The 23831-nt window shown below is 51.3% G+C and carries 27 protein-coding genes; 13 read left to right on the forward strand and 14 right to left on the reverse strand.

The annotated features are described in order from the left end of the window. Positions 1–20: 20 nt before the first annotated feature. Complete coding sequence (gene mutY, locus FEK50_RS08775; RefSeq protein ID WP_131161964.1) at positions 21–1073, reverse strand: A/G-specific adenine glycosylase; 1053 nt, start codon at positions 1071–1073, stop codon at positions 21–23. A gap of 160 nt (positions 1074–1233) precedes the next feature. Between mutY and trmB the strand changes: the two genes are divergently transcribed. The 5 genes from trmB to FEK50_RS08800 all read left to right on the forward strand — a co-directional run bounded on the left by trmB (position 1234) and on the right by FEK50_RS08800 (position 5528). Then, a complete protein-coding gene (trmB, locus tag FEK50_RS08780) occupies positions 1234–1953 on the forward strand; it encodes a tRNA (guanosine(46)-N7)-methyltransferase TrmB (protein ID WP_021542238.1) in 720 nt (239 codons plus the stop codon). Continuing rightward, positions 1953–2279: a YggL family protein gene (locus FEK50_RS08785; protein ID WP_001107564.1), complete on the forward strand. Its 327-nt coding sequence runs from the start codon at positions 1953–1955 to the stop codon at positions 2277–2279. The genes trmB and FEK50_RS08785 overlap by 1 nt, the downstream gene beginning before the upstream one ends. Before the next feature lie 183 nt (positions 2280–2462). Then, a complete protein-coding gene (locus tag FEK50_RS08790) occupies positions 2463–3182 on the forward strand; it encodes a DUF2884 family protein (protein WP_000984799.1) in 720 nt (239 codons plus the stop codon). A gap of 175 nt (positions 3183–3357) precedes the next feature. Then, positions 3358–4404: an L-asparaginase 2 gene (gene ansB / locus FEK50_RS08795; protein ID WP_000394125.1), complete on the forward strand. Its 1047-nt coding sequence runs from the start codon at positions 3358–3360 to the stop codon at positions 4402–4404. Between the two features lie 116 nt (positions 4405–4520). After that, complete coding sequence (locus tag FEK50_RS08800; protein WP_131161965.1) at positions 4521–5528, forward strand: DUF1202 family protein; 1008 nt, start codon at positions 4521–4523, stop codon at positions 5526–5528. A 68-nt stretch (positions 5529–5596) separates the two neighbouring features. Here FEK50_RS08800 and hemW read toward each other — a convergent pair whose 3' ends face one another. The 5 genes from hemW to yggS are packed head-to-tail and all read right to left on the reverse strand — an operon-like array spanning position 5597 to position 8902. After that, positions 5597–6733: a radical SAM family heme chaperone HemW gene (gene hemW / locus FEK50_RS08805; RefSeq protein ID WP_131161966.1), complete on the reverse strand. Its 1137-nt coding sequence runs from the start codon at positions 6731–6733 to the stop codon at positions 5597–5599. Continuing rightward, complete coding sequence (locus FEK50_RS08810; protein ID WP_130207915.1) at positions 6726–7319, reverse strand: XTP/dITP diphosphatase; 594 nt, start codon at positions 7317–7319, stop codon at positions 6726–6728. The genes hemW and FEK50_RS08810 overlap by 8 nt, the downstream gene beginning before the upstream one ends. A 7-nt stretch (positions 7320–7326) precedes the next feature. Next, complete coding sequence (gene yggU / locus FEK50_RS08815) at positions 7327–7617, reverse strand: DUF167 family protein YggU (RefSeq protein ID WP_001277222.1); 291 nt, start codon at positions 7615–7617, stop codon at positions 7327–7329. Then, a complete protein-coding gene (gene yggT / locus FEK50_RS08820) occupies positions 7614–8180 on the reverse strand; it encodes an osmotic shock tolerance protein YggT (RefSeq protein WP_001094831.1) in 567 nt (188 codons plus the stop codon). Before yggT ends, yggU begins: the two co-directional genes overlap by 4 nt. 17 nt (positions 8181–8197) lie before the next feature. Next, positions 8198–8902: a pyridoxal phosphate homeostasis protein gene (gene yggS / locus FEK50_RS08825; protein ID WP_000997795.1), complete on the reverse strand. Its 705-nt coding sequence runs from the start codon at positions 8900–8902 to the stop codon at positions 8198–8200. 17 nt (positions 8903–8919) lie between these two features. Here yggS and FEK50_RS08830 point away from each other — a divergent pair, with 17 nt between their 5' ends. Continuing rightward, entirely contained in the window at positions 8920–9900 is a 981-nt protein-coding gene (locus FEK50_RS08830) for a type IV pilus twitching motility protein PilT (RefSeq protein ID WP_131161967.1), read from the forward strand. A gap of 227 nt (positions 9901–10127) precedes the next feature. Here FEK50_RS08830 and ruvX read toward each other — a convergent pair whose 3' ends face one another. The 8 genes from ruvX to metK all read right to left on the reverse strand — a co-directional run bounded on the left by ruvX (position 10128) and on the right by metK (position 17349). Continuing rightward, the gene (gene ruvX / locus FEK50_RS08835; RefSeq protein ID WP_000017111.1) at positions 10128–10544 is read right to left on the reverse strand and encodes a Holliday junction resolvase RuvX; all 417 of its coding nucleotides are present in this window, start codon (positions 10542–10544) and stop codon (positions 10128–10130) included. Further along, complete coding sequence (locus tag FEK50_RS08840) at positions 10544–11107, reverse strand: YqgE/AlgH family protein (protein WP_130207909.1); 564 nt, start codon at positions 11105–11107, stop codon at positions 10544–10546. Before FEK50_RS08840 ends, ruvX begins: the two co-directional genes overlap by 1 nt. A gap of 108 nt (positions 11108–11215) precedes the next feature. Then, positions 11216–12166, reverse strand: a complete 951-nt coding sequence (gene gshB, locus FEK50_RS08845) for a glutathione synthase (RefSeq protein ID WP_130207907.1) — start codon at positions 12164–12166, stop codon at positions 11216–11218. 12 nt (positions 12167–12178) lie between these two features. Beyond that, positions 12179–12910 (reverse strand): 16S rRNA (uracil(1498)-N(3))-methyltransferase, encoded by a 732-nt coding sequence (rsmE, locus tag FEK50_RS08850; RefSeq protein WP_130259426.1) that lies wholly within the window; start codon positions 12908–12910, stop codon positions 12179–12181. A 78-nt stretch (positions 12911–12988) separates the two neighbouring features. Next, complete coding sequence (gene endA / locus FEK50_RS08855) at positions 12989–13696, reverse strand: deoxyribonuclease I (RefSeq protein ID WP_130207903.1); 708 nt, start codon at positions 13694–13696, stop codon at positions 12989–12991. Positions 13697–13790: 94 nt separating this feature from the next. Further along, positions 13791–14288, reverse strand: a complete 498-nt coding sequence (locus FEK50_RS08860; protein ID WP_130207901.1) for a SprT family zinc-dependent metalloprotease — start codon at positions 14286–14288, stop codon at positions 13791–13793. A gap of 76 nt (positions 14289–14364) precedes the next feature. Beyond that, complete coding sequence (galP, locus tag FEK50_RS08865; RefSeq protein ID WP_130207899.1) at positions 14365–15759, reverse strand: galactose/proton symporter; 1395 nt, start codon at positions 15757–15759, stop codon at positions 14365–14367. 435 nt (positions 15760–16194) lie between these two features. Then, the gene (metK, locus tag FEK50_RS08870) at positions 16195–17349 is read right to left on the reverse strand and encodes a methionine adenosyltransferase (RefSeq protein ID WP_130207895.1); all 1155 of its coding nucleotides are present in this window, start codon (positions 17347–17349) and stop codon (positions 16195–16197) included. Positions 17350–17404: 55 nt separating this feature from the next. On the opposite strand from metK, the gene FEK50_RS24715 reads away from it, so the two are divergent. The 7 genes from FEK50_RS24715 (at position 17405) to FEK50_RS08895 (ending at position 23765) form a co-directional block, all read left to right on the forward strand. Further along, on the forward strand, positions 17405–17656 hold the full coding sequence (locus tag FEK50_RS24715) for a hypothetical protein (protein ID WP_130207893.1): 252 nt from the start codon (positions 17405–17407) through the stop codon (positions 17654–17656). A 110-nt stretch (positions 17657–17766) separates the two neighbouring features. Continuing rightward, positions 17767–17910: a protein YqgG gene (gene yqgG / locus FEK50_RS24720; RefSeq protein ID WP_001297404.1), complete on the forward strand. Its 144-nt coding sequence runs from the start codon at positions 17767–17769 to the stop codon at positions 17908–17910. Between the two features lie 93 nt (positions 17911–18003). Then, positions 18004–18135 (forward strand): acid stress response protein YqgB, encoded by a 132-nt coding sequence (yqgB, locus tag FEK50_RS08875; RefSeq protein ID WP_001338822.1) that lies wholly within the window; start codon positions 18004–18006, stop codon positions 18133–18135. A gap of 8 nt (positions 18136–18143) precedes the next feature. Then, positions 18144–20120, forward strand: a complete 1977-nt coding sequence (speA, locus tag FEK50_RS08880; RefSeq protein WP_010347927.1) for a biosynthetic arginine decarboxylase — start codon at positions 18144–18146, stop codon at positions 20118–20120. A 145-nt stretch (positions 20121–20265) separates the two neighbouring features. Continuing rightward, on the forward strand, positions 20266–20997 hold the full coding sequence (locus tag FEK50_RS08885; RefSeq protein WP_130207889.1) for a hypothetical protein: 732 nt from the start codon (positions 20266–20268) through the stop codon (positions 20995–20997). A 135-nt stretch (positions 20998–21132) separates the two neighbouring features. Then, positions 21133–22053 (forward strand): agmatinase, encoded by a 921-nt coding sequence (gene speB / locus FEK50_RS08890; protein WP_000105566.1) that lies wholly within the window; start codon positions 21133–21135, stop codon positions 22051–22053. Between the two features lie 353 nt (positions 22054–22406). Beyond that, positions 22407–23765: a DUF1266 domain-containing protein gene (locus FEK50_RS08895; protein WP_240780271.1), complete on the forward strand. Its 1359-nt coding sequence runs from the start codon at positions 22407–22409 to the stop codon at positions 23763–23765. Positions 23766–23831 lie beyond the last annotated feature (66 nt).

Below are 23831 nucleotides of genomic sequence, written 5' to 3' on the forward strand. Positions count from 1 at the left end.
CCTCTTTATCGACTCACGCGCTAAACCGGCGCGCCAGTGCGTAACTGCTGTAACAAACGCTCCACGGGAGCCGCCAGGCCAACTGACGGCGGTTGCGCTAAGTTATACCAGAGCGCATTGCCTTCATCCATGCAGTCGGTGAATGACGACACGGGAAGCCACATAGGCACAATATCTAAGTGGAAATGGCTGAAGGTATGCCGAAACGCGGTCAGTTGCGTCAGGTTATCGGCAGCAATCTGCCGTTGTGCCAGCCATTGCCGCAAACTTTCTTCGTCGGCAAACTGTGGGAAACAGTATAAACCGCCCCACAATCCGCTCGGCGGACGCTGCGTCAGCAATACTTCATCTTCGTGCTGTAACAGCAGAAAGTAGCCGGTGCGCTCCGGCAGCGTCTGTTTCGGCTTTTTGCCCGGATAAAGCGACCAGCTATTATTGGCGGCGGCAATACAACCGTTTTGCAGCGGGCAGAGCGAGCATTTCGGCTTCGAACGCGTACAAATCATCGCACCTAAATCCATCATCGCCTGATTAAACCGCTCCACGCCAACCGCGGGCGTCACCTGCTCGCTCAAACTCCATAATTTATTCTCGACCTCTTTTTTCCCAGGCCAGCCGCTTACAGCATAGCAGCGCGCCAGCACGCGTTTGACGTTACCGTCGAGAATCGGAAAGTGCTTACCCAGAGAAAGTGAGAGAATCGCGCCCGCAGTGGAACGCCCGACGCCCGGTAACGCCGCAACTTCTTCAAAGGTTTCCGGGAATTTACCGCCGTGTAAGGTGGCAACTTGTTGTGCCGCTTTATGCAGATTGCGCGCGCGGGCGTAATAGCCAAGTCCGGTCCACAAGTGGAGAACTTCGTCGAGCGGCGCGTTGGCGAGATCGGTCACCGTCGGGAAGCGCGCCATAAAGCGTTCAAAATAGGGGATTACGGTCGCAACCTGAGTTTGTTGCAACATCACTTCTGAGAGCCATACTTTGTAGGGCGTCTTGTCAATTTGCCAGGGCAGCGTTTTCCGCCCGTATTTATCGTACCAGTCCAGCACCTGGGCTGAAAATTGCGACGCTTGCATGGTCACCGAATTCACTGTTGTTGGGGGCAAGATTGCAGCACAGCCGCGGCGGGGTGTAAACCGGAACTTTCCGCAGCCACGGCCTTATCATGCTTGCATCCGGCAACTAACTTTGGATAATGCCCGTTTTCAGAACACTTTCACAAGCGACTAAATCTTTATGAAAAACGACGTCATCTCACCGGAATTTGATGAAAACGGCCGCCCACTGCGCCGTATCCGTAGTTTTGTGCGCCGCCAGGGGCGACTGACCAAAGGCCAGGAACATGCGCTGGAAAACTACTGGCCGGTGATGGGCGTTGAGTTCAGCGAAGATATGCTGGATTTCCCGACGCTGTTTGGCCGTGAAGCGCCGGTGACGCTTGAGATTGGTTTTGGCATGGGGGCGTCGCTGGTGGCAATGGCTAAAGATCGCCCTGAGCAGGACTTCCTCGGCATTGAAGTGCATTCACCGGGCGTTGGGGCTTGCCTGGCTTCCGCGCATGAAGAGGGCTTAAGCAACCTGCGCGTGATGTGTCACGACGCGGTCGAAGTGCTGCATAAAATGATTCCTGACAATTCATTGCGCATGGTGCAACTCTTTTTCCCTGACCCGTGGCACAAAGCGCGCCATAATAAACGCCGTATCGTTCAGGTGCCGTTTGCTGAACTGGTAAAAAGCAAACTGCAGCTGGGTGGCGTATTCCATATGGCGACCGACTGGGAACCTTATGCGGAACATATGCTCGAAGTGATGTCTTCCATTGACGGTTATAAAAACCTGTCAGAGAGCAATGATTACGTACCGCGTCCGGCATCACGTCCGGTGACGAAATTTGAACAACGTGGTCATCGTCTTGGTCACGGAGTATGGGACTTAATGTTCGAGAGGGTGAAATAATGGCAAAGAACCGTAGCCGTCGTCTGCGTAAAAAAATGCACATCGACGAATTCCAGGAATTAGGATTTTCGGTGGCATGGAGATTCCCGGAAGGTACATCGGAAGAGCAGATTGATAAAACCGTTGATGACTTTATTAACGAGGTTATCGAACCGAACAAACTGGCCTTTGACGGCAGCGGTTATCTGGCCTGGGAAGGTCTGATCTGCATGCAGGAAATCGGCAAATGCACCGAAGAACATCAGGCGATTGTGCGTAAGTGGCTGGAAGAGCGCAAACTGGATGAGGTTCGCACCAGCGAACTTTTCGACGTTTGGTGGGACTAATAAAGCATACGGGCGATGACAAATGCAAAACTGCCTGATGCGCTACGCTTATCAGGCCTACAAAGATGCACGATCGAGTAGGCCGGATAAAGCATTTACGCCGCATCCGGCATGGACAACGTGTACTTTGTTATCAATCTGGGGCCAGCAAATGCTGGCCTGATTTGTTCTTGAGGGAAGACTATGATGCGCAAAATGCTGCTGGCGGCAGCACTTTCAGTGACGGCAATGACCGCTCACGCCGACTACCAGTGCAGCGTCACGCCGCGTGACGATGTGATTGTCAGCCCGCAAACCGTGCAGGTGAAGGGCGAAAACGGCAATCTGGTGATCACGCCAGACGGCAATGTAATGTACAACGGCAAGCAATATTCACTGAACGCCGCCCAGCGCGAGCAGGCGAAGGATTATCAGGCCGAACTGCGCAGCACGCTGCCGTGGATTGATGAAGGTGCGAAAAGCCGCGTAGAGAAAGCACGCGTTGCGCTGGATAAAATTATCGTTCAGGAGATGGGCGAAAGCAGCAAAATGCGCAGCCGTCTGACCAAACTTGATGCGCAGCTGAAAGAGCAGATGAATCGCATTATCGAAACGCGCAGCGATGGCCTGACGTTTCACTATAAAGCCATTGATCAGGTTCGCGCCGAAGGTCAGCAGTTAGTGAATCAGGCGATGGGCGGAATTTTGCAGGACAGCATTAACGAAATGGGCGCGAAAGCGGTGCTGAAAAGCGGCGGCAACCCGTTACAGAATGTGCTGGGAAGCCTGGGGGGACTGCAATCCTCAATCCAGACCGAGTGGAAAAAACAGGAAAAAGATTTCCAGCAATTTGGCAAAGATGTTTGTAGCCGTGTTGTGACTCTGGAAGACAGCCGTAAAGCCCTGGTCGGAAATTTGAAATAATCCTCTAGTTTAAGACGGCATAATGCTTTTTTATGCCGTTTAATTCTTCATTTTGTTACCTGCCTCTAACTTTATAGATCTCCAAAATCTATTCACAAAGTAAATTGTTTAACGTCAAATTTCCTATACAAAGCTAAGGGATAATACGTAGCGTTCACGTAACTGGAGGAATGAAATGGAGTTTTTCAAAAAGACGGCACTTGCCGCACTGGTTATGGGTTTTAGTGGCGCAGCATTGGCATTACCCAATATCACCATTTTAGCGACTGGCGGGACGATTGCCGGTGGTGGTGACTCCGCAACCAAATCTAACTACACAGCGGGTAAAGTTGGCGTAGAAAATCTGGTCAATGCGGTGCCGCAACTGAAGGACATTGCGAACGTTAAAGGCGAGCAGGTCGTTAATATCGGCTCCCAGGACATGAACGATAATGTCTGGCTGACACTGGCGAAAAAAATTAACACTGACTGCGATAAGACTGACGGCTTCGTTATTACCCACGGTACCGACACGATGGAAGAGACTGCTTACTTCCTCGATCTGACGGTGAAATGCGACAAACCGGTGGTGATGGTCGGCGCAATGCGCCCATCCACCTCCATGAGCGCAGACGGTCCATTCAACCTGTATAACGCGGTAGTGACCGCCGCTGATAAAGCCTCCGCCAATCGTGGCGTGCTGGTGGTGATGAACGACACCGTACTGGACGGTCGCGATGTCACCAAAACCAACACCACCGACGTAGCGACCTTTAAGTCTGTTAACTACGGTCCGCTGGGATACATTCATAACGGTAAGATTGACTATCAGCGTACCCCGGCACGTAAGCACACCAGCGACACGCCGTTCGATGTCTCTAAGCTGAATGAACTGCCGAAAGTCGGCATTGTTTATAACTACGCTAACGCATCCGATCTTCCGGCTAAAGCCCTGGTAGATGCGGGCTATGATGGCATCGTGAGCGCTGGTGTGGGTAACGGCAACCTGTATAAATCCGTGTTTGACACTCTGGCAACCGCCGCGAAAAACGGTACTGCGGTAGTGCGTTCTTCCCGCGTACCGACGGGCGCTACCACTCAGGATGCCGAAGTGGATGATGCGAAATATGGTTTCGTTGCCTCCGGCACGCTGAACCCGCAAAAAGCACGCGTTCTGCTGCAACTGGCTCTGACGCAAACCAAAGATCCGCAGCAAATCCAGCAGATTTTCAATCAGTACTAATCACTTCGCCCCGGTATCGCGCCGGGGCTTATTCACTTCAGACTCACGTCCATTGCCAATTATTATTACCCTGATGATAATCACTGAAATAAATTATTCCGCGCGAGGGTGTTCCGGTGAAAAAGCAATGGATTGTAGGCACGGCATTGTTCGTGTTGACGTCAGGTTACAGCTGGGCAGATGGCGAATCGCCAACTGAAAATATCTTAAAAGATCAATTCAAAAAGCAGTATCACGGCATTCTCAAGCTTGATGCCATCACCTTAAAAAATCTTGATGCTAAGGGTAATCAGGCCACCTGGTCAGCGGAAGGCGATGTCTCTTCCAGTGACGATCTCTATACCTGGGTCGGTCAGTTGACAGATTATGAACTGCTGGAACAGACCTGGACGAAAGATAAACCAGTAAAATTCTCGGCGATGTTAACCAGTAAAGGAACACCCGCGTCTGGCTGGACGGTGAATTTTTACTCTTTTCAGGCGGCAGCCAGCGATAGTGGGCGGGTGGTCGACGATATTAAAACGAATAATAAATATCTGATCGTAAATAGCGAAGATTTCAATTATCGCTTTAGTCAGCTTGAATCAGCGTTGAATACCCAGAAGAACTCGATTCCTGCGCTGGAAAAGGATGTAAAAGAGCTTGATAAGCTAATGGTGGCGGCGCAGAAAGCAGCAGATGCATATTGGGGAAAAGATGCAAATGGCAAGCAAATGACCCGCGAAGACGCCTTTAAAAAAATTCACCAACAGCGTGATGAGTTTAATAAACAGAATGATAGCGAGGCGTTCGCGGTTAAATATGACAAAGAGGTTTATCAACCGGCGATTGCGGCATGTCATAAACAGAGTGAAGAGTGTTATGAAGTGCCGATTCAGCAGAAGCGAGATTTTGATATCAACGAACAACGGCGACAGACTTTTCTGCAATCACAAAAACTTAGCCGTAAATTGCAGGATGACTGGATAACGCTCGAGAAAGGGCAATATCCATTAACGATGAAGGTTTCAGAAATAAACAGTAAAAAAGTCGCGATTTTGATGAAAATTGACGATATCAACCAGGCTAATGAACGCTGGAAAAAAGATACCGAACAATTGCGGCGCAATGGGGTGATTAAGTAATTGTTGCGATGACGCATGAGTTGTAGCCGGATGCTGCGTACACGCTCGCCGCATCCGGCAATACAAATTTACTCAGCCAGAAAAAGCTCCAGCAGCGAATTTAAAAACAACTTCCCATGTTCCGTTATCTGCCAGTAATCCGCACATTCTGTGAGATAGCCCTGAGCGATAGCCTCGTCTAACTGAGGGCGAATAACTTCTTCAGAAAGGCCAGTATACTGGCTAAACTCCACGCGCGGCGCGGCCTCCAGCAGACGGAAGCGATTCATAAAGAACTCAAACGGCTTATCTGCGGCTTCGACATCACGCTGGCTTTCCAGATACCGCCCCTGCATAAAACCGCGCGGATGCCGCGTTTTGGTGGTACGCAGAATGCGCCCATCCGGGAAGGTCACTTTGCCGTGCGCGCCGCAGCCAATACCGATGTAGTCGCCAAATCGCCAGTAGTTGAGATTGTGCTGGCACTGATAACCGGGCTTGGCGTAAGCGGAAGTTTCATATTGCTGATAACCTGCCGCGGTTAACAACTGATGCCCCTGTTCGAAAATATCCCATAACGCATCCTCGTCCGGCAGTACGGGAGGGCGCGAGCCAAACAGCGTATTGGGTTCGATGGTCAGTTGATACCAGGAAAGATGCGGCGGATTCAGTTCAATGGCCTGGCGCAGATCGCCTAGCGCCTCTTCCAGTGATTGATCCGGCAGCCCGTGCATCAAATCGAGATTAAAGCTACGCAGCCCCAGTCCGCTTGCCAGTTTTGCTGCACGTTTCGCTTCTTGCGGGCCATGAATGCGCCCAAGTCGTTTCAGCTTTTCTTCGCTAAAACTCTGTACGCCAATAGAGATGCGGTTCACACCAGCACGCTGATAATCAACAAAGCGATCGGCTTCAACCGTACCAGGGTTCGCTTCCATAGTAATTTCTGCATCCGCTGCCAGCGGCAAACGCGCACGCACGCCGTCCAGCAGCGTTTGCATCGCCGGGCCGGAAAGCAGGCTCGGCGTACCGCCGCCAATAAAGATTGTCTTTACTTCACGGTCCTGTGCGTAAGCCACATCATTGTCCAGATCGCAAAGCAGATGCTGAACGTAATCGTCGTGCGGCACTTCCCCTTTCAACGCGTGAGAGTTGAAATCGCAGTACGGGCATTTCTGCACGCACCACGGGATGTGAATGTAGAGACTCAGCGGCGGTAATTTAACCATTACGTAAAGCGTCCAGCAGCAGTTTCAATGCCCGACCACGGTGAGAAATGGCGCTCTTTTCTTCGCGGGTCAGTTCGGCAGCGGTTTTCCCTTCGGAAGGCACGAAGAAGATTGGATCATAACCAAAGCCGCCAGTACCCGCTGGTTCACGAGTAATCACGCCCGGCCAGCTGCCGTGGCACACCAGCGGAGTGGGATCTTCCGCGTGACGCAGATATACCAGCACGCAGTGGAAACGCGCCTGACGTTGGTCGTCCGGTACGTCTTTCAGTGTTTCCAGCAGTTTTTGCAGATTCTTTTGATCGGTCGCGTCTTCACCGGAATAACGCGCGGAGTAAATACCCGGCGCGCCACCCAGCGCATCTACCGCCAGACCGGAGTCGTCGGCAATTGCCGGTAAACCGGTCACTTTTGCCGCATGGCGCGCTTTCAGAATCGCGTTTTCGATAAATGTCAGGCCGGTTTCTTCAGCGGAATCTACGCCGAGGTCTGTTTGGGCCACGATATCAAGACCGAAGTCGCTAAGCAGCGACGCCAGCTCACGCACTTTACCGGCATTGCCGGTTGCGAGGACAACTTTTTGCATAGGATACCTAATTAATTAACGCCGCGATTTCTGGCGGGATTTGTTGCGGATTAATGATTTTAATTTGTTTGTGGCGGCCAAGTTCGCCTTTCTCAATCACCACCTGGCTTTTGGCAACCCGGAATTGCTTACCGAGAAACTTCACCAGATGGCTGTTGGCCTGACCGTCAACTGGCGGCGCGGTAATGGCGACTTTTACCTCGTCGCCATGTAAACCGACAATAGAATCACGGCTGGCTTTCGGCTGAATATAGAGCCGTAAAACCAGACCGTCATCATTAACTGTTACGGCACTCATAACGCCATCCACAGCCCCGGCAGCAGCATGTTTCCGGTCGCCTGCAGCACTTCTGCGACACCCATATTAATGACATACAGTAGCAGAACGAGGATCATCGGCGAGAAATCAATCCCACCCATTGCCGGTAGCAGGCGTCGAATCGGGCGCAGCAGCGGATCGGCAAGCTGAATCAGCACGTATTCAATTGGGCTACGACCCTGGCTTACCCAGCTCATAATCGCCATCACCAGCAGGACCCAGAAAATCAGCAGGCCGATGGTTTTCAGCAGAATCAATAAACCGGCAATCCAGATGATCGGCAGGAAGGTCACCACTTTAAACAGCACGATGGCTTTGATGAAACTGAGAATATAGGCAACCAGCAGCGAGGCGCTATCAATTGGCCCCATTGCCGGAATAACGCGGCGCAGTGGCCCGATAATCGGTTGTGTCACCTTCACCACAAACTGTGAGAAAGGGTTATAAAAATCACAATGAGCCCACTGCATCCAGATGCGTAATAACAGCACCATGGTATACAGCTCAATGACCGTTGAAAGCAGGAAAGTCAACGTATTCATGGCGTTCTTAAGATTCCTTATTTTTTAGAGTAATCACGTGCACCAAAGATGGCAGTGCCGATACGAACCATCGTGCTACCTGCCGCAATGGCGGCTTCCATATCGTCCGACATTCCCAGAGAGAGCGTGTCGATATGCGGGTAGCGCGTTTTCAGTCCGGCAAATGCTACAGCCATTTGGCGTGCAACTTCAAACTGCCTTACATATTCTGACTCAGGCGCCGGGATTGCCATCAGCCCGCGTAGACGTAAACGCGGTAGTTCAGCGACCGCAGCTGCCAGCTCGTCCAGTTCCGCCAGTTGAATCCCTGACTTGCTGTTTTCATCACTAATATTAATTTGAATCAGCACGTTAAGAGGGGGAAGTTCTGCCGGTCGCTGGTCGTTCAGGCGTGTGGCGATACGCAAACGGTCGATGGTATGACACCAGTCGAAATGCTCTGCCACCAGGCGGCTTTTATTAGACTGCAACGGGCCAATAAAATGCCATTCTAATCCTGTTACGCCCAGCTCCTGAAAGTGGCGAATTTTATCTACCCCTTCCTGAACGTAGTTTTCACCAAATTGACGCTGCCCGGCATCAATGGCTTCTGCGATGGCGCTCGCAGGTTTTGTTTTACTGACTGCAAGCAGCGTAATTTCTTCTGGAGAACGGCCGCAACGCGTTGCAGCCGCTGAGATTTTGTCCCGGACCTGTGCCAGGTTATGCGCAATATCGTTCATTTTCCGAGGATCTTAGTATGAATATGGAAGAAATTGTGGCCCTTAGTGTAAAGCATAACGTCTCTGATCTACACCTGTGCAGCACCTGGCCCGCACGATGGCGCATTCGCGGCAGAATGGAAGCTGCGCCGTTTGATGCGCCGGACGTCGAAGAGCTACTGCGGGAGTGGCTGGATGACGATCAGCGGGCAATATTGCTGGAGAATGGTCAGCTGGATTTTGCCGTGTCGCTGGCGGAAAACCAGCGATTGCGCGGCAGTGCGTTCGCGCAGCGGCAAGGCATATCTCTGGCGTTACGGCTGTTACCTTCGCACTGCCCGCAGCTCGAACAGCTTGGCGCACCACCGGTATTGCCGGAATTACTCAAGAGCGAGAATGGACTGATTCTGGTGACGGGGGCGACGGGGAGTGGTAAATCCACCACGCTGGCGGCAATGGTTGGCTATCTCAATCAACATGCCGATGCGCATATTCTGACGCTGGAAGATCCTGTGGAATATCTCTATGCCAGCCAGCGATGTTTGATCCAGCAGCGGGAAATTGGTTTGCACTGTATGACGTTCGCATCGGGATTGCGGGCCGCATTGCGGGAGGATCCTGATGTGATTTTGCTCGGAGAGCTGCGTGACAGCGAGACAATCCGTCTGGCGCTAACGGCGGCAGAAACCGGGCACCTGGTGCTGGCGACATTACACACTCGCGGCGCAGCGCAGGCAGTTGAGCGACTGGTGGATTCGTTTCCGGCGCAGGAAAAAGATCCCGTGCGTAATCAACTGGCAGGTAGTTTACGGGCGGTGTTGTCACAAAAGCTGGAAGTGGATAAACAGGAAGGACGCGTGGCGCTGTTTGAATTACTGATTAACACACCTGCGGTGGGGAATTTGATTCGCGAAGGGAAAACCCACCAGTTACCGCATGTTATTCAAACCGGGCAGCAGGTGGGGATGATAACGTTTCAGCGGAGTTATCAACAGCGGGTGGGGGAAGGGCGTTTGTGACGTTGCTGTGCCTGATACGAATTGTAAACATGCCCGATGCGCAAGCTTATCGGGCCTACAAACGTAGTCATTCACGCCGCGTCCGGCAATGAACGTCTGATGCGACGCTGATGCGTCTTATCAGACCTACGACCGCTGCCACATGTGGGCTGGATAAGGCGTTCACGCCGCATCCGGCAAGATGGCGGGATGACGGTAACGACTATCCGCCAGGCTTTTAAATCGCCTTAATATCCTTGCTCGAAATAACTTTCGAGAATAATAACCGCAGAGGCAGAGTCGACTTTGCCTTTGTTGAGCGCCCGATAGCCGCCCTGTTCAAACAGACCGGAACGCGCTTCCACGGTGCTAAGACGCTCGTCATGGAGCTTTACTTCAACACCGAAACGGCCATGAATACGGTTGGCAAATTTACGCGCTCTGGCAGTCAATGGTTGCTCGGTGCCGTCCATATTCAGCGGCAAACCGACGATGATTTCGTCTGGTTGCCACTCTTTCAGTAAACGCTCGATAAGGTTCCAGTCCGGCGTACCGTCCTGTGCTTTAATTGCGGGCAGCGGGCGAGCGGTGCCAGTAATGCGTTGGCCGACCGCTACGCCAATGCTTTTGGTGCCGAAGTCGAAGGCGAGTAATGTTCCGCTCATCAGGCATGCCCTGCCACACCAGGCATGGTGAGAATATCAACACCAATCAGCCTTGCCGCATCGCGCCAGCGGTCGGCTATCGGTGTTTTGAACAGAATATTCAGATCTGCCGGGGCGGTTAACCACGCGTTATCGAGAATTTCTTGTTCCAGTTGGCCTTTATCCCAGGAGGAGTAACCAAGGGCTACCATCACGTCAGCAGGTTGTTTATCGGTGCCGAGTGTTTCCAGCACATCGCGGGAAGTGGTCATCACCGTGTTATCTGAAATGCGAATGCTGGACGCAAAATTGGATGGAGGGGTATGCAAAATAAACCCGCGATCTTCAGCCAGCGGACCGCCAAGCATAACCGGTTTGTCCAGACGGACAGATTCATCACGCGGCTCCGGCGTGATCTTCAGCTTTTCCAGAATCCCTTCAATTTTGAGATTTTCCAGTGGCTTGTTAATGATGATCCCCATTGCTCCATTGGTATTATGTTCGCAAATGTAGACCACGGAACGACGGAAAATCGGATCCTGGAGAGCAGGCATGGCAATAAGAAAGTGATGCTGTAAATTCATTGTCAGAGGTTCTGTTTCCTGGTTCAAAAAAGCAACAGCGCCCAGTATGCGTGGAAAGTATGGCGCTGTCACTCATAGTCTCAACGAGATCCCTCTCGCTAAACAGGGTTACTGCTGCTGTAATCGTGCTTCAATAGCATCCATTAACATTCCGGTGATAGACACCGGAAACTCTGCTTCAATCTCACGAATACAGGTTGGGCTGGTGACGTTAATTTCAGTCAGGCGGTCACCGATGATATCCAGACCAACAAAAATCAGCCCTTTTTCTTTCAGCGTCGGTCCTACCTGACGGGCGATTTTCCAGTCGCTTTCCGTTAGCGGACGAGGTTCGCCACGACCACCGGCAGCCAGATTGCCACGGGTTTCGCCGCCCTGTGGAATACGCGCCAGACAGTACGGTACTGGTTCGCCATCCACCACCAGCACACGCTTATCACCATCTTTAATCGCTGGCAGATAATTTTGTGCCATGCAGTAGCGAGTGCCGTGCTCAGTCAAGGTTTCGGCAATCACACCAAGGTTCGGATCGCCTTCTTTCACGCGGAAAATCGACGCGCCACCCATACCGTCCAGCGGCTTAAGAATGATGTCGCTGTGTTTTTCCCAGAACGCTTTCAACTGCGCTTTATTGCGCGTGACCAGCGTTTCTGGCGTTAAGTCAGAGAACCAGGCGGTAAACAGCTTCTCGTTACAGTCGCGCAGGCTCTGCGGCTTGTTAACAATCAGCGTTCCTTTCTCTTCGGCGCGTTCCAGAATATAGGTCGCGTAGATAAACTCGGTATCAAACGGCGGATCTTTACGCATCAGAATCACGTCGAGATCGGCCAGTTGCAGATCCTGCTCACCCGTGAACTCGTACCATTTATCGTAGTTCTGTTCGACGCTCAAAGTACGGGTACGAGCGCGAGCCTCACCATTGATCAAATAGAGATCGGCCATCTCCATATAGTGGAGTTCGTAACCACGACGCTGTGCTTCCAGCAACATAGCGAAACTGGAATCTTTCTTGATGTTGATGCTTGCGATGGGGTCCATCACGATGCCGAGCTTGATCATTATTCTTCTCCGTTAGCCCAGATCGCCAAAACGCACTTGTAGCGCGGTAATGGCGGTGAGCGCAGTTGTCTCAGTACGCAGAACGCGAGGTCCCAACAGGATATCAGTAAATTGATAGCGGGCAGTCATGGCAATTTCATCTGCCGATAAACCGCCTTCCGGGCCAATCAGCAGGCGGACGCGTTCGACTGGTAACGGCAGCGTGTTGATGCTGTTACTGGCGCGCGGGTGAAGATTGAGTTTCAAGCCTTCATCTTGCTCTGCACACCAGGCTTCCAGATCCATCGCCGGACGGATTTCTGGTACCCGATTACGACCACACTGCTCGCAGGCGGCAATTGCAATTTTCTGCCACTGCTGGCGCTTCTTGTTCAGACGTTCACTATCCAGTTTAACGCCGCAGCGTTCAGAAAAAAGTGGCGTAATGAGGCTTACGCCAAGTTCTATCGATTTCTGGATAGTGAATTCCATTTTTTCTCCGCGCGACATCACCTGACCGAGGTGAATATGCAAGGGAGATTCACGATCGTCTACCTGGCCTTCCAGCACTTTAACTTCCACGCTTTTTTTGCTGGCGCTGGTGATTTCTGCGTCAAAGACCTGGTTGCTGCCGTCAAATAACTGTAATGCCTGACCTGGCCCCATACGCAGGACGCGCCCGATATGGTTAGCGGCATCTTCACAAAGCGCGATCTGCGAATTGCTGGTGAGTGGTTCAGGATGATAAATGCGGGGGATACGCATGGTTAAATATCCGCGTCGTCTCCCCACGCGGTTGCGCGCGTGGGGTAGGGTTAACAAAAAGAATTTCGCTAGTGTAGGTTAGCTCTTTCGCGCCTGGCAAGCGCGTTGCACATACGGGTTGTGATTGCCTTGCACCTTCGCGATGCGTTCGTCACGCTCACACTCCCAGTCGGTGACCGGATACATTTTGTTCCAGGCGTTAAACAGCTGCGTTTGCTGGCGTGAGAGTGTCAGGTTGTACTGGTCACGCATGTAGAAGTAAATCCGCGCAATGGAACCACGGGCATGAGCTGGCGGTTCAGCAACTTTTTCTTTGAAATCAATCTTCATGGCGCACTGCCCATACTGGCCCTCGCCGCCATTCCACTGGCTGTACATAAAGTTGCCGCGATCGCCGTTCACTTCACCTATCGCGGGCTGCAGGTTATGCATATCGCTTTCCATTTGGCGATAAACCGGATCTTTAGCGCAGTTTTTACGACCGCCTTCCTGCCAGCACTGACGCTGGTGGCCGAACTGCCAGGCGGGAACAACATGTTCCCACTCTACGCGGCTGGCGCGGTTTTCATTTTTGCGCACCTGATACCCGCACGACTCCAGATCCACGATGCCTTTTTTACCCTGCCAGTTGATTTTACATCCGCAGTAAAATGTTCCCGGCACATCAGCGTAGACTTTTACCGCTGCTGTTTTCGCCTGGGAAAAACTATTGATGCCTTCGGCTAACGCCGTGCCGGATAATGCTGCGCTCAGTACCACCGCAGCCACAGACAAATTACGGTACATCACTTACTCCGTGTTAAAACGAGCGAGCAACGTAGCGAAAGTTGTTTTGGTATGCAATCAGCCAGATCAGTAAAATTCCTGATAGTTCTGCTGGTTATTGAGCAACCAGTTGTTCGCCGCAGTGAACACAGCGATAGACGGCTTCGCCTCGTACCACGCGGTTATGACGACGTACGGTAAGCTGATGCTCCTGGCATTTGCAACGGTAGGGGAAAGTGTTACGGCGCACGGATTGCAGTTCAAACTGATGCGTACGGCGGGCGGGAACGCCCAGCACGCTTTCCATCATCCACTTCCACTCTTTGCCATGTGGCGCTACGCGACCAAAGTGTTTCCATACCAGCAAATGCGCCAGTTCGTGTGGCACCACTTCTTCTATAAAAGCCTCGCTGTTTTCCATCAGCAACACCGGATTGAGGCGAATTTCATAGCTTTCCAGCCAGGCCGTTCCGGCGGATGTGCCACGCTGGGTATAAGAGAGTTTTGGCTCCGGATAGTTACGCCCCAGCTTCAGGTTGGCCTGGGCGAGTTTTTCCCGCAGGCGACGCATAACAGCCTGTTGGATGGCGATAGGGAGACGGGATGTTTTCATAGCGGCAGAGGATAGAGCGAAGAAAAGATGACTGCAAGAGGTGGCTTCCTCCGCGACGGGAGGAAGCCTGAGGAGATTAATCGTGAGCGCCGATTTCGCGCAGTTTACGACCTTTCATCAGATTACGTTCAATGTGTTCCAGCGAAACGTGTTTGGTTTCCGGCACCAGCCACAGTGTCAGCAGGATAAACAGCACGTTCAGACCTGCGTAAACCCAGAAGGTATTGGCGTTGCCCAGCGTGTTGAGCATAGTCAGGAAGGTTGCGCCGACAATCATGTTGGCAATCCAGTTGGTAGCGGTGGAGCAGGTGATACCGAAGTCGCGGCCTTTCAGCGGCTGGATTTCAGAACACAGTACCCAAATCAACGGACCCGCGCTCATGGCAAAACCGACAATAAACATCAGCAGCATGGCGATGGCGAAATACTGCGCCGACGGTGAGTGAATACCGATATGCATCATTGTACCCAGTACGCCCATGCCCACAGCCATCACCATGAAGCCCAGCGTCAACGTTGGTTTACGTCCCCAACGGTCAACAAGACCGATTGCGATAAAGGTGGCAAGTACGTTGGTCAGGCCGACAATCACGGTCCCCCACATTTGTTCCGTCGTGTTGGTATATCCCGCCAGTTCGAAGATTTTTGGCGCGTAATACATGATGACGTTCATCCCGGTGAATTGCTGCATCACCTGCAACAGTACACCCAGGAACACCGCGCGACGGAAGTTACTGTTCTCTTTAAACAGCGCCCAACCGCTCTGTTTAACCTGCAAACTTTCACGGATTTCATCCAGTTCACGTTTCGCTTCCGCGCTGGTGTCGCGCAGGCGCAGTAGCACGCGTTCGGCATCAACAAAGCGGCGTTTAGCGGCAAACCAACGTGGGCTGTCTGGCAGGAAGAAGACGCCAATCAGTAGCAGAATTGCCGGGATGATAATCACACCCAGCATCCAGCGCCATGCGCCGGTGTAGCTGAAGGCGGTATCAGAAAGATAAGCACCGAGGATCCCGATAGTGATCATCAACTGATACATCGAGATCATACTGCCGCGAATTTTCTCTGGCGCAATTTCAGAGAGGTACAGCGGCGCGGTATAGGAGGCCACACCTACCGCCAGTCCCAGCAGCACGCGGGAAAGAATCAGTACTTCAACGTTTGGCGCAGCCGCAGAGAACAGTGAACCGGCAACAAACAGGATTGCGCCGATCATCAGGCTCTTTTTGCGCCCGAGTTTAAAGGAGAGCCAGCCGCTGCCCACCGCACCGACTGCCGCACCGAACATCATGGAGCTTACGACCCATTCTTGCGTGTGCGAAGTAATCTGGAATTCATCTGCAATAAACGGCAGTGCGCCAGCAATTACACCGATATCCAGGCCAAAGAGTAATCCCGCCAGAGCGGCAAGGAAGCAGACGAAAAACGTCATTGCCTTGTTTGACCGCCCCTGTTTTTTAGCGTCAGGCATGATGCCCTCCAATATGGTTATTTTTTATTGTGAATTAAGATAGGTGAGTACGACGTAAAAAGATGTGAAGCAAATCACATCAGTGTAATCGATTACACTAACATTCATTATGATTATAATTTAAGTGTATGAAAATAATTGAGTTATATAATCATAGGTTAAACATAGTTATCTGCATTTAAGACTTTACTGAAAAGAAATGTAACGATTATAAAAAATGAATCATACGATGAAAATATTGTGAACATTTGCTCTGTGTTGCTGGTGTAATCGGTTTCAATCGTGATGATGATTTGCGGGTAAAACGTGTTCAGGAAGAATGATGTCATTGCGCGGGCGGCTTTTTGCCGGATGCGGCGTGAACGCCTATCCACCGCGGTGAGGTAAAAGAAAAGGCCAGCGCGAGGCTGGCCTTTGAAAGCAGGTGAAGAAAGATTACTTCAGACCGGCAGCTTCACGCAGCAGTTGCGCTTTGTCGGTTTTTTCCCACGGGAAATGTTCGCGACCAAAGTGACCGTATGCTGCGGTTTCTTTGTAAATCGGGTGCAGCAGATCCAGCATCTGAATCAGACCGTATGGACGCAGGTCGAAGAACTCACGTACCAGCAGGGTCAGCTGTTCAGAAGGCACTTTCTCGGTACCGAAAGTTTCCACCATGATGGAGGTCGGTTCAGCCACGCCAATTGCGTAGGAAACCTGAATTTCGCAACGGTCAGCCAGGCCAGCAGCCACAATGTTTTTCGCGACATAACGTGCTGCGTAGGCTGCGGAACGGTCCACTTTTGATGGATCTTTACCAGAGAACGCACCGCCACCGTGACGCGCCATGCCGCCGTAGGTATCTACGATAATTTTACGACCAGTCAGACCGCAGTCACCCATCGGGCCGCCGATAACAAAACGTCCGGTCGGGTTGATGAAGAATTTGGTTGCGGAAGTCAGCCATTCAGCGGGCAGAATCGGCTTGATGATCTCTTCCATTACCGCTTCTTGCAGCGATTTCTGGTCGATATCTTCAGAGTGCTGAGTGGAAAGCACAACAGCATCGATGCCGACGATTTTGCCGTCGTCATACTGGAAAGTCACCTGGCTTTTCGCGTCCGGGCGCAGCCACGGCAGAGTGCCGTTTTTACGCACTTCAGCCTGACGCTGTACCAGACGGTGTGCATAGGTGATAGGTGCTGGCATCAGCACGTCGGTTTCGTTGGTTGCGTAGCCAAACATCAGACCCTGGTCGCCCGCGCCCTGTTCCAGCGGATCGGCACGGTCAACGCCCTGGTTGATGTCAGGAGATTGTTTGCCGATGGCGCTCAGGACCGCACAGGAGTTAGCGTCAAAGCCCATGTCGGAATGCACATAGCCAATTTCGCGAACGGTGTTACGGGTGATCTCTTCGATGTCTACCCAGGCGCTGGTGGTGATTTCACCGCCAACTAAAACCATGCCGGTTTTTACGTAGGTTTCGCAAGCAACGCGTGCTTTCGGATCCTGTTCGAGGATCGCGTCTAAAACGGCATCAGAGATTTGGTCAGCAATTTTGTCAGGATGCCCTTCAGAGACGGACTCGGACGTAAAAAGGTGTTTTGCCATATTTAATATCACCTAAAGAGAATTTGGTTAGCTCAAACTGTTGTGTGGATTTTCTGTGGTAGCGGATCCTACCACGACTCGACAGGTTAAAAACACTGGCAGTCTGAGTGTTAATCAGTATGGATGGATTAACATCTGGATGGCTATTTTAGGTCAATCCTTCACCCGATTTCCACTTTTTTTTGAATCGTGTCTCATTCTGTTAAAAACGTGGCTGGAAATTTTTCCTGACAATGCTGGCATTCTTTGTATTTATCTTTTGCAATTTTCTGCCATTGTGGGGTATAAAACGCGACGCGCGGCTTAAATAAAAAGCACACGACGTTTCTTTCGTGTTGCCACTTCCAGCCGGGTTGAAATCAGAGTTTTGGCTTGTGGGTTCGTCTTAACGGGCGACCGTGGAGGTGATACGAAATAATGAACCGTTGTCTGCTGCTTAACCTGTCTCACCGTTCTGGTGAAGATTCGTTCCCCGCACTCTGCATCTCTGCTTTGCATACCTGCCGATGTTATACCCATCTCGGCGCTTCTCAGGATTCAAGAGCTGGTTACAGTTACTGAGGACTGAACAAGGGCGCTCTTGTAAAAACAAGAGTTTTCTCGTGGTTTCGCCGAACTGTCACACTTACGTTCGGTTATGTGCTTAATAATGTTATGAAAAAGAAACCGGTTGCGCAGTCGGAGCGTCAGCATACACTGCTGGAAAATCCATGTGCTTATGGGTTGTTATCGCAGTTTCAGGCTGCGATAGTGGTTAACTGTTTTACACTTAATAAAATAATTTGAGGTTCGCTATGTCTGACGACATGTCTATGAGTTTGCCTTCGTCAGCGGGCGAACACGGTGTACTACGCTCCATGCAGGAGGTTGCAATGAGCTCCCAGGAAGCCAGCAAGATGCTGCGTACTTACAATATTGCCTGGTGGGGCAATAACTACTATGACGTTAACGAGCTGGGCCACATCAGCGTGTGCCCGGACCCGGACGTACCGGAAGCTCGCGTCGATCTCGCGCAGTTGGTGAAAACCCGCGAAGCACAGGGCCAGCGTCTGCCTGCACTGTTCTGTTTCCCGCAGATCCTGCAGCACCGTTTGCGTTCCATAAACGCCGCGTTTAAACGTGCGCGTGAATCCTACGGTTATAACGGTGACTACTTCCTCGTTTATCCGATCAAAGTTAACCAGCATCGCCGCGTGATTGAGTCCCTGATTCATTCTGGCGAACCGTTGGGGCTGGAAGCAGGCTCGAAAGCAGAGTTGATGGCGGTGCTGGCGCATGCTGGCATGACCCGCAGCGTGATTGTCTGTAATGGTTATAAAGACCGCGAATATATCCGCCTGGCATTAATTGGCGAGAAGATGGGCCACAAGGTTTATCTGGTCATTGAGAAGATGTCAGAAATCGCCATTGTGCTGGATGAAGCAGAGCGTCTGAATGTCGTTCCTCGTCTGGGCGTGCGTGCACGTCTGGCCTCACAAGGCTCGGGTAAATGGCAATCTTCCGGCGGGGAAAAATCGAAGTTCGGCCTGGCAGCGACTCAGGTACTGCAATTGGTTGAAACGCTGCGTGAAGCCGGGCGTCTCGACAGCCTGCAATTGCTGCACTTCCACCTTGGTTCGCAGATGGCGAATATTCGCGATATCGCCACGGGCGTTCGTGAATCCGCACGTTTCTATGTGGAACTGCACAAGCTGGGCGTCAATATTCAGTGCTTCGACGTCGGCGGCGGTCTGGGCGTGGACTATGAAGGTACCCGTTCGCAGTCCGACTGCTCCGTAAACTATGGCCTCAATGAATATGCCAACAATATCATCTGGGCGATTGGTGATGCGTGTGAAGAAAATGGTCTGCCGCATCCGACGGTAATCACCGAATCGGGTCGTGCGGTGACTGCGCATCACACCGTGCTGGTGTCTAATATCATCGGCGTGGAACGTAACGAATACACGGTGCCGACCGCGCCCGCAGAAGATGCGCCGCGCGCACTGCAAAGCATGTGGGAAACCTGGCAGGAAATGCACGAACCGGGAACTCGCCGTTCTCTGCGTGAATGGTTGCACGACAGCCAGATGGATCTGCACGATATTCATATCGGCTACTCTTCTGGCACCTTTAGCCTGCAAGAACGCGCATGGGCTGAGCAGCTTTATTTGAGCATGTGCCATGAAGTGCAGAAGCAACTGGACCCGCAAAACCGCGCTCATCGCCCGATTATCGACGAGCTGCAGGAACGTATGGCGGACAAAATGTACGTCAACTTCTCGCTGTTCCAGTCGATGCCGGATGCGTGGGGGATCGACCAGTTGTTCCCGGTACTGCCGCTGGAAGGGCTGGATCAAGTGCCGGAACGCCGCGCTGTGCTGCTGGATATTACCTGTGACTCTGACGGTGCTATCGACCACTATATCGATGGTGACGGTATTGCCACGACAATGCCAATGCCGGAGTACGATCCGGAGAATCCGCCGATGCTCGGTTTCTTTATGGTCGGCGCATATCAGGAGATCCTCGGCAACATGCACAACCTGTTCGGTGATACCGAAGCGGTTGACGTGTTCGTCTTCCCTGACGGCAGCGTAGAAGTGGAACTGTCTGACGAAGGCGATACCGTGGCGGACATGCTGCAATATGTACAGCTCGATCCGAAAACGCTGTTAACTCAGTTCCGTGATCAAGTGAAGAAAACCGATCTTGATGCTGAACTGCAACAACAGTTCCTGGAAGAGTTCGAGGCAGGTTTGTACGGTTATACCTATCTTGAAGATGAATAATTAAGATTATTCCGCTGGCGGGTCGATTTATTTACGTAAATTGGCCCGCTTTCTTTTTATATATTCTTAAAAATAATTTAGCTGCTTTTCTTATTAAATAATCTCCCTACAATCGCTGCATTAATTAAATGCAGAGGGAACGGTTATGAAAAAATGGAAAGTACGTAGCGCGTTGGTGGCATTAATCGTGCTGCTGGCAGGTTGCGCAAGTAATGCGCAGTATAATAGCAGTGCATCGGGCAATGTCGGCACCGCCTGGGGTGGAGATGTGCACTCAACGGTTCAGGGCGTATCTGCTGAGCGAGCCTGGCGCGATCCGGCGGAGATGATCGTTATTAGTTATTCGACTAATGTTCCTTCCGGCTACGACCGCGTTTATAGCATTCGTATTAACGAACTGGAATATGCTATTCGCGATGGTAATTTTAATTCTCTACCTATTACGCGGGTTTATGATTCATCAAATAATGAACCACGCTATATTGTCCATGCCAGAGTAGGAATGAATTATCAATTATATGTCCGCAATTACAGTCGTAACACCAACTACGAGATCGTTGCTACGGTTGATGGCCTGGATGTTCTGAACGGTAAGCAAGGTTCGCTGAATAACAACGGTTATATTGTGAATGCCGGAGATTCGTTAGCGATTAAAGGATTCCGCAAAGATAAACATACCGAAGCGGCTTTTCAGTTCGCCAACGTTGCTGATTCCTACGCAGCCAATTCGGCGCAAGGCGATGTGCGTAATATCGGTGTAATCGGCTTTGCCGCCTTTGAATTACAAGGCCCGGCGCAAAACGCGCTGCCGCCGTGCTCTGGGCAAGCGTTTCCGGCGGACAACAATGGCTATGCGCCGCCGCCGTGCCGTAAATAGTAACCTTGCTTGATGCCTCGCCCATTTAGGGCGATAATTAGCACAAACTTGTGTTTCGCAAATCCAACCCTTCCTCGTCGGGCCTAACGACGCGGAAGGGTTTTTTTATATCGACTTTGTAATAGGAGTCCATCCATGAGCACCTTAGGTCATCAATACGATAACTCACTGGTTTCCAACGCCTTTGGTTTTTTACGCCTGCCGATGAACTTCCAGCCGTATGACAGCGATGCTGACTGGGTAATTACTGGCGTGCCGTTCGATATGGCCACTTCTGGTCGTGCGGGTGGTCGTCACGGTCCGGCAGCTATCCGTCAGGTTTCGACGAATCTGGCCTGGGAACACAACCGCTTCCCGTGGAATTTCGACATGCGTGAGCGTCTGAACGTGGTGGACTGCGGTGATCTGGTATATGCCTTCGGCGATGCCCGTGAGATGAGCGAGAAGCTGCAGGCGCACGCCGAGAAGCTGCTGGCTGCTGGTAAGCGTATGCTCTCCTTCGGTGGTGACCATTTTGTTACGCTGCCGCTGCTGCGTGCACATGCGAAGCATTTCGGCAAAATGGCGCTGGTACACTTTGATGCCCACACCGATACCTACGCGAACGGTTGTGAATTTGACCACGGCACCATGTTCTATACCGCGCCGAAAGAAGGTCTGATCGACCCGAATCATTCCGTGCAGATTGGTATTCGTACCGAGTTTGATAAAGACAACGGCTTTACCGTGCTGGACGCCTGCCAGGTGAACGATCGCAGCGTGGATGACGTTATCGCCCAGGTGAAACAGATTGTGGGTGATATGCCGGTTTACCTGACCTTTGATATCGACTGCCTGGATCCTGCTTTCGCGCCGGGAACCGGTACGCCGGTAATTGGCGGCCTGACCTCCGATCGCGCCATTAAACTGGTACGCGGCCTGAAAGATCTCAACATCGTTGGGATGGACGTAGTGGAAGTGGCTCCGGCATACGATCAGTCGGAAATCACCGCTCTGGCTGCGGCGACGCTGGCGCTGGAGATGCTGTATATTCAGGCGGCGAAAAAGGGCGAGTAAGTAATCTGCCAGGTTGAATTTTTTGCACAGTCCCTTGTCTGGCACAAGGGACTTATCATTTAAAACCTATCCTGTTAATTAAGTCATCTTTACCCTGACTGCTGTTTTTTAATGGATTGTTATTATCGCGTTTTTAATGGAATAAATAGATGAAACGCACTCTTCCCTGGAAGCCTCTTCTTTGTTTGTTATTTCTTTTATCAACTGGCTGCGATAGAGCAGAAAAACAGAAAATTGCCGCACAGCTGTAACAAGACAAAGAGGCCATTTCCTCTGTCGTCAAAAAGAGTTATCACGCATTATGTGGCCCTGAGTTTGTCACCAGCACAGATTCGCACGATCGCCTTGCGGAAATGCAGCAAGTATTTACGCCTGCTTTAATGGAGCCTGTACTGAAATACTGGCAAGAGTCACCCAAAACGTGTAAACGACGTTTCCCCAGTTATAGCGATCCTTTAGCGACCTTCGTCGAAGGCGACAAGGCGCAGATTGGTGCTTTTTTTGGTCACCAATCTGATATTGATATTCCAATGGAATTAATCCGGGAAGGGGATGGTAAATGGAAGATTGCTGCGATTGATATTGCATCGTTACACGAGTTTGAAAAAAACGGTCGGGTTACTGATGAGGTGCAGAAAAAAATAGATTTGCTTAAAAAACGCTCATTCAAGCAACATATGGATTCCCCTGTGTTGACGAGGACCGCGCCAGACCGGGTCAGTGAGTCCCCTTTGACATCGGTGGAGCAAACAGTTACGGAGCAAGACTCTTCCTGGCTGGATGTCTTACTGACAATAGGAAAATATGCCCTTTATCTGGTAGCGATAATACTTATTCTCGCATTTGTGGCTGTTTTGTGGATTGGTTATGGCCTGGTGTTCGCCGGACATCGCCTTTTCAAAGCATCCTGTAAAGATCCCTCAATTCAAAAAATTCCTGCGGCTGAACGTTGGGCGATGGCAGTCGGCGCGCCTTATGCCATTGCGGGTAACAATCACTGGGCGCGACGAGTCGTTAATGATGATTCCGTGGAAGCAGAGAATGATTGCAAAAGTGAAGTTGAGTCACTTGCTGACATGTGGGGCGTCTTTGATCGGGATTCGTTACTTGAGCAACTCTTAGCTTTGTTTGTAGCAGGGCATCGTTCAGTTTATGAAGAACAGATCAAAAACGATAGCGAAATGCCGGATGCTGAGTATCGCGCGTTCGCTCAGCAATTAGCTCAGAACGCGAAATCAAGTAGCGAAGCGAAAGAGCGTTTGTGGCAGCTACAGATGGTCAGAAAAAATCGACGTAAAATATGCGACATAGATTTTTGTGCCTGGGATATGGTGCGTTTTGTCATGCTATGTAATAGCGGGGCGCAAGTGGAATACATTACCCAGCGTGAAATGGTCGATTTTTCGATGCTGGCAGCCAGACGCGTGCAGCAACATTATAGAAGCTGGCGCGAATTGGCTGGACATTTTTTGCTGGCCCGTTGGTACTGGAAAGCAACGGATAAACGGCACCTGATTACCCATATTCTTTTTAAGAAAGCCATTACATCTTTATTAAAAGAGCAGGGGAGTCCGTGGCGTACTTTACCCTGGGATACTCCATTACCTGAAGGAACAGAGACGGCTTTTGCCTGGGCTTGTGGCGTAAGCACTGCCGATGTAGTAGAGGTGCGATTGGATACACCAGAGAAAGCAATCTACGAAGCGAATTGATGCCCCAAATGATTGAGCTTGTTTAATGACTGTGGCCGGACCTGAATGAAAATTTCTCCGACATTC

The sequence above is a fragment of the Escherichia sp. E2586 genome (assembly GCF_005781105.1).
Classification (GTDB): Bacteria; Pseudomonadota; Gammaproteobacteria; order Enterobacterales; family Enterobacteriaceae; genus Escherichia.

Coding starts and splice junctions, on each gene's coding strand:
- mutY (WP_131161964.1), bottom strand. CDS start 1,073: ATGCAAGCGTCGCAATTTTCAGCCCAGGTGCTGGACTGGTACGATAAA.
- trmB (WP_021542238.1), top strand. CDS start 1,234: ATGAAAAACGACGTCATCTCACCGGAATTTGATGAAAACGGCCGCCCA.
- FEK50_RS08785 (WP_001107564.1), top strand. CDS start 1,953: ATGGCAAAGAACCGTAGCCGTCGTCTGCGTAAAAAAATGCACATCGAC.
- FEK50_RS08790 (WP_000984799.1), top strand. CDS start 2,463: ATGATGCGCAAAATGCTGCTGGCGGCAGCACTTTCAGTGACGGCAATG.
- ansB (WP_000394125.1), top strand. CDS start 3,358: ATGGAGTTTTTCAAAAAGACGGCACTTGCCGCACTGGTTATGGGTTTT.
- hemW (WP_131161966.1), bottom strand. CDS start 6,733: ATGGTTAAATTACCGCCGCTGAGTCTCTACATTCACATCCCGTGGTGC.
- FEK50_RS08810 (WP_130207915.1), bottom strand. CDS start 7,319: ATGCAAAAAGTTGTCCTCGCAACCGGCAATGCCGGTAAAGTGCGTGAG.
- yggU (WP_001277222.1), bottom strand. CDS start 7,617: ATGAGTGCCGTAACAGTTAATGATGACGGTCTGGTTTTACGGCTCTAT.
- yggT (WP_001094831.1), bottom strand. CDS start 8,180: ATGAATACGTTGACTTTCCTGCTTTCAACGGTCATTGAGCTGTATACC.
- yggS (WP_000997795.1), bottom strand. CDS start 8,902: ATGAACGATATTGCGCATAACCTGGCACAGGTCCGGGACAAAATCTCA.
- FEK50_RS08830 (WP_131161967.1), top strand. CDS start 8,920: ATGAATATGGAAGAAATTGTGGCCCTTAGTGTAAAGCATAACGTCTCT.
- ruvX (WP_000017111.1), bottom strand. CDS start 10,544: ATGAGCGGAACATTACTCGCCTTCGACTTCGGCACCAAAAGCATTGGC.
- FEK50_RS08840 (WP_130207909.1), bottom strand. CDS start 11,107: ATGAATTTACAGCATCACTTTCTTATTGCCATGCCTGCTCTCCAGGAT.
- gshB (WP_130207907.1), bottom strand. CDS start 12,166: ATGATCAAGCTCGGCATCGTGATGGACCCCATCGCAAGCATCAACATC.
- rsmE (WP_130259426.1), bottom strand. CDS start 12,910: ATGCGTATCCCCCGCATTTATCATCCTGAACCACTCACCAGCAATTCG.
- endA (WP_130207903.1), bottom strand. CDS start 13,696: ATGTACCGTAATTTGTCTGTGGCTGCGGTGGTACTGAGCGCAGCATTA.
- FEK50_RS08860 (WP_130207901.1), bottom strand. CDS start 14,288: ATGAAAACATCCCGTCTCCCTATCGCCATCCAACAGGCTGTTATGCGT.
- galP (WP_130207899.1), bottom strand. CDS start 15,759: ATGCCTGACGCTAAAAAACAGGGGCGGTCAAACAAGGCAATGACGTTT.
- metK (WP_130207895.1), bottom strand. CDS start 17,349: ATGGCAAAACACCTTTTTACGTCCGAGTCCGTCTCTGAAGGGCATCCT.
- yqgG (WP_001297404.1), top strand. CDS start 17,767: ATGAACCGTTGTCTGCTGCTTAACCTGTCTCACCGTTCTGGTGAAGAT.
- yqgB (WP_001338822.1), top strand. CDS start 18,004: ATGAAAAAGAAACCGGTTGCGCAGTCGGAGCGTCAGCATACACTGCTG.
- speA (WP_010347927.1), top strand. CDS start 18,144: ATGTCTGACGACATGTCTATGAGTTTGCCTTCGTCAGCGGGCGAACAC.
- FEK50_RS08885 (WP_130207889.1), top strand. CDS start 20,266: ATGAAAAAATGGAAAGTACGTAGCGCGTTGGTGGCATTAATCGTGCTG.
- speB (WP_000105566.1), top strand. CDS start 21,133: ATGAGCACCTTAGGTCATCAATACGATAACTCACTGGTTTCCAACGCC.
- FEK50_RS08895 (WP_240780271.1), top strand. CDS start 22,407: ATGCAGCAAGTATTTACGCCTGCTTTAATGGAGCCTGTACTGAAATAC.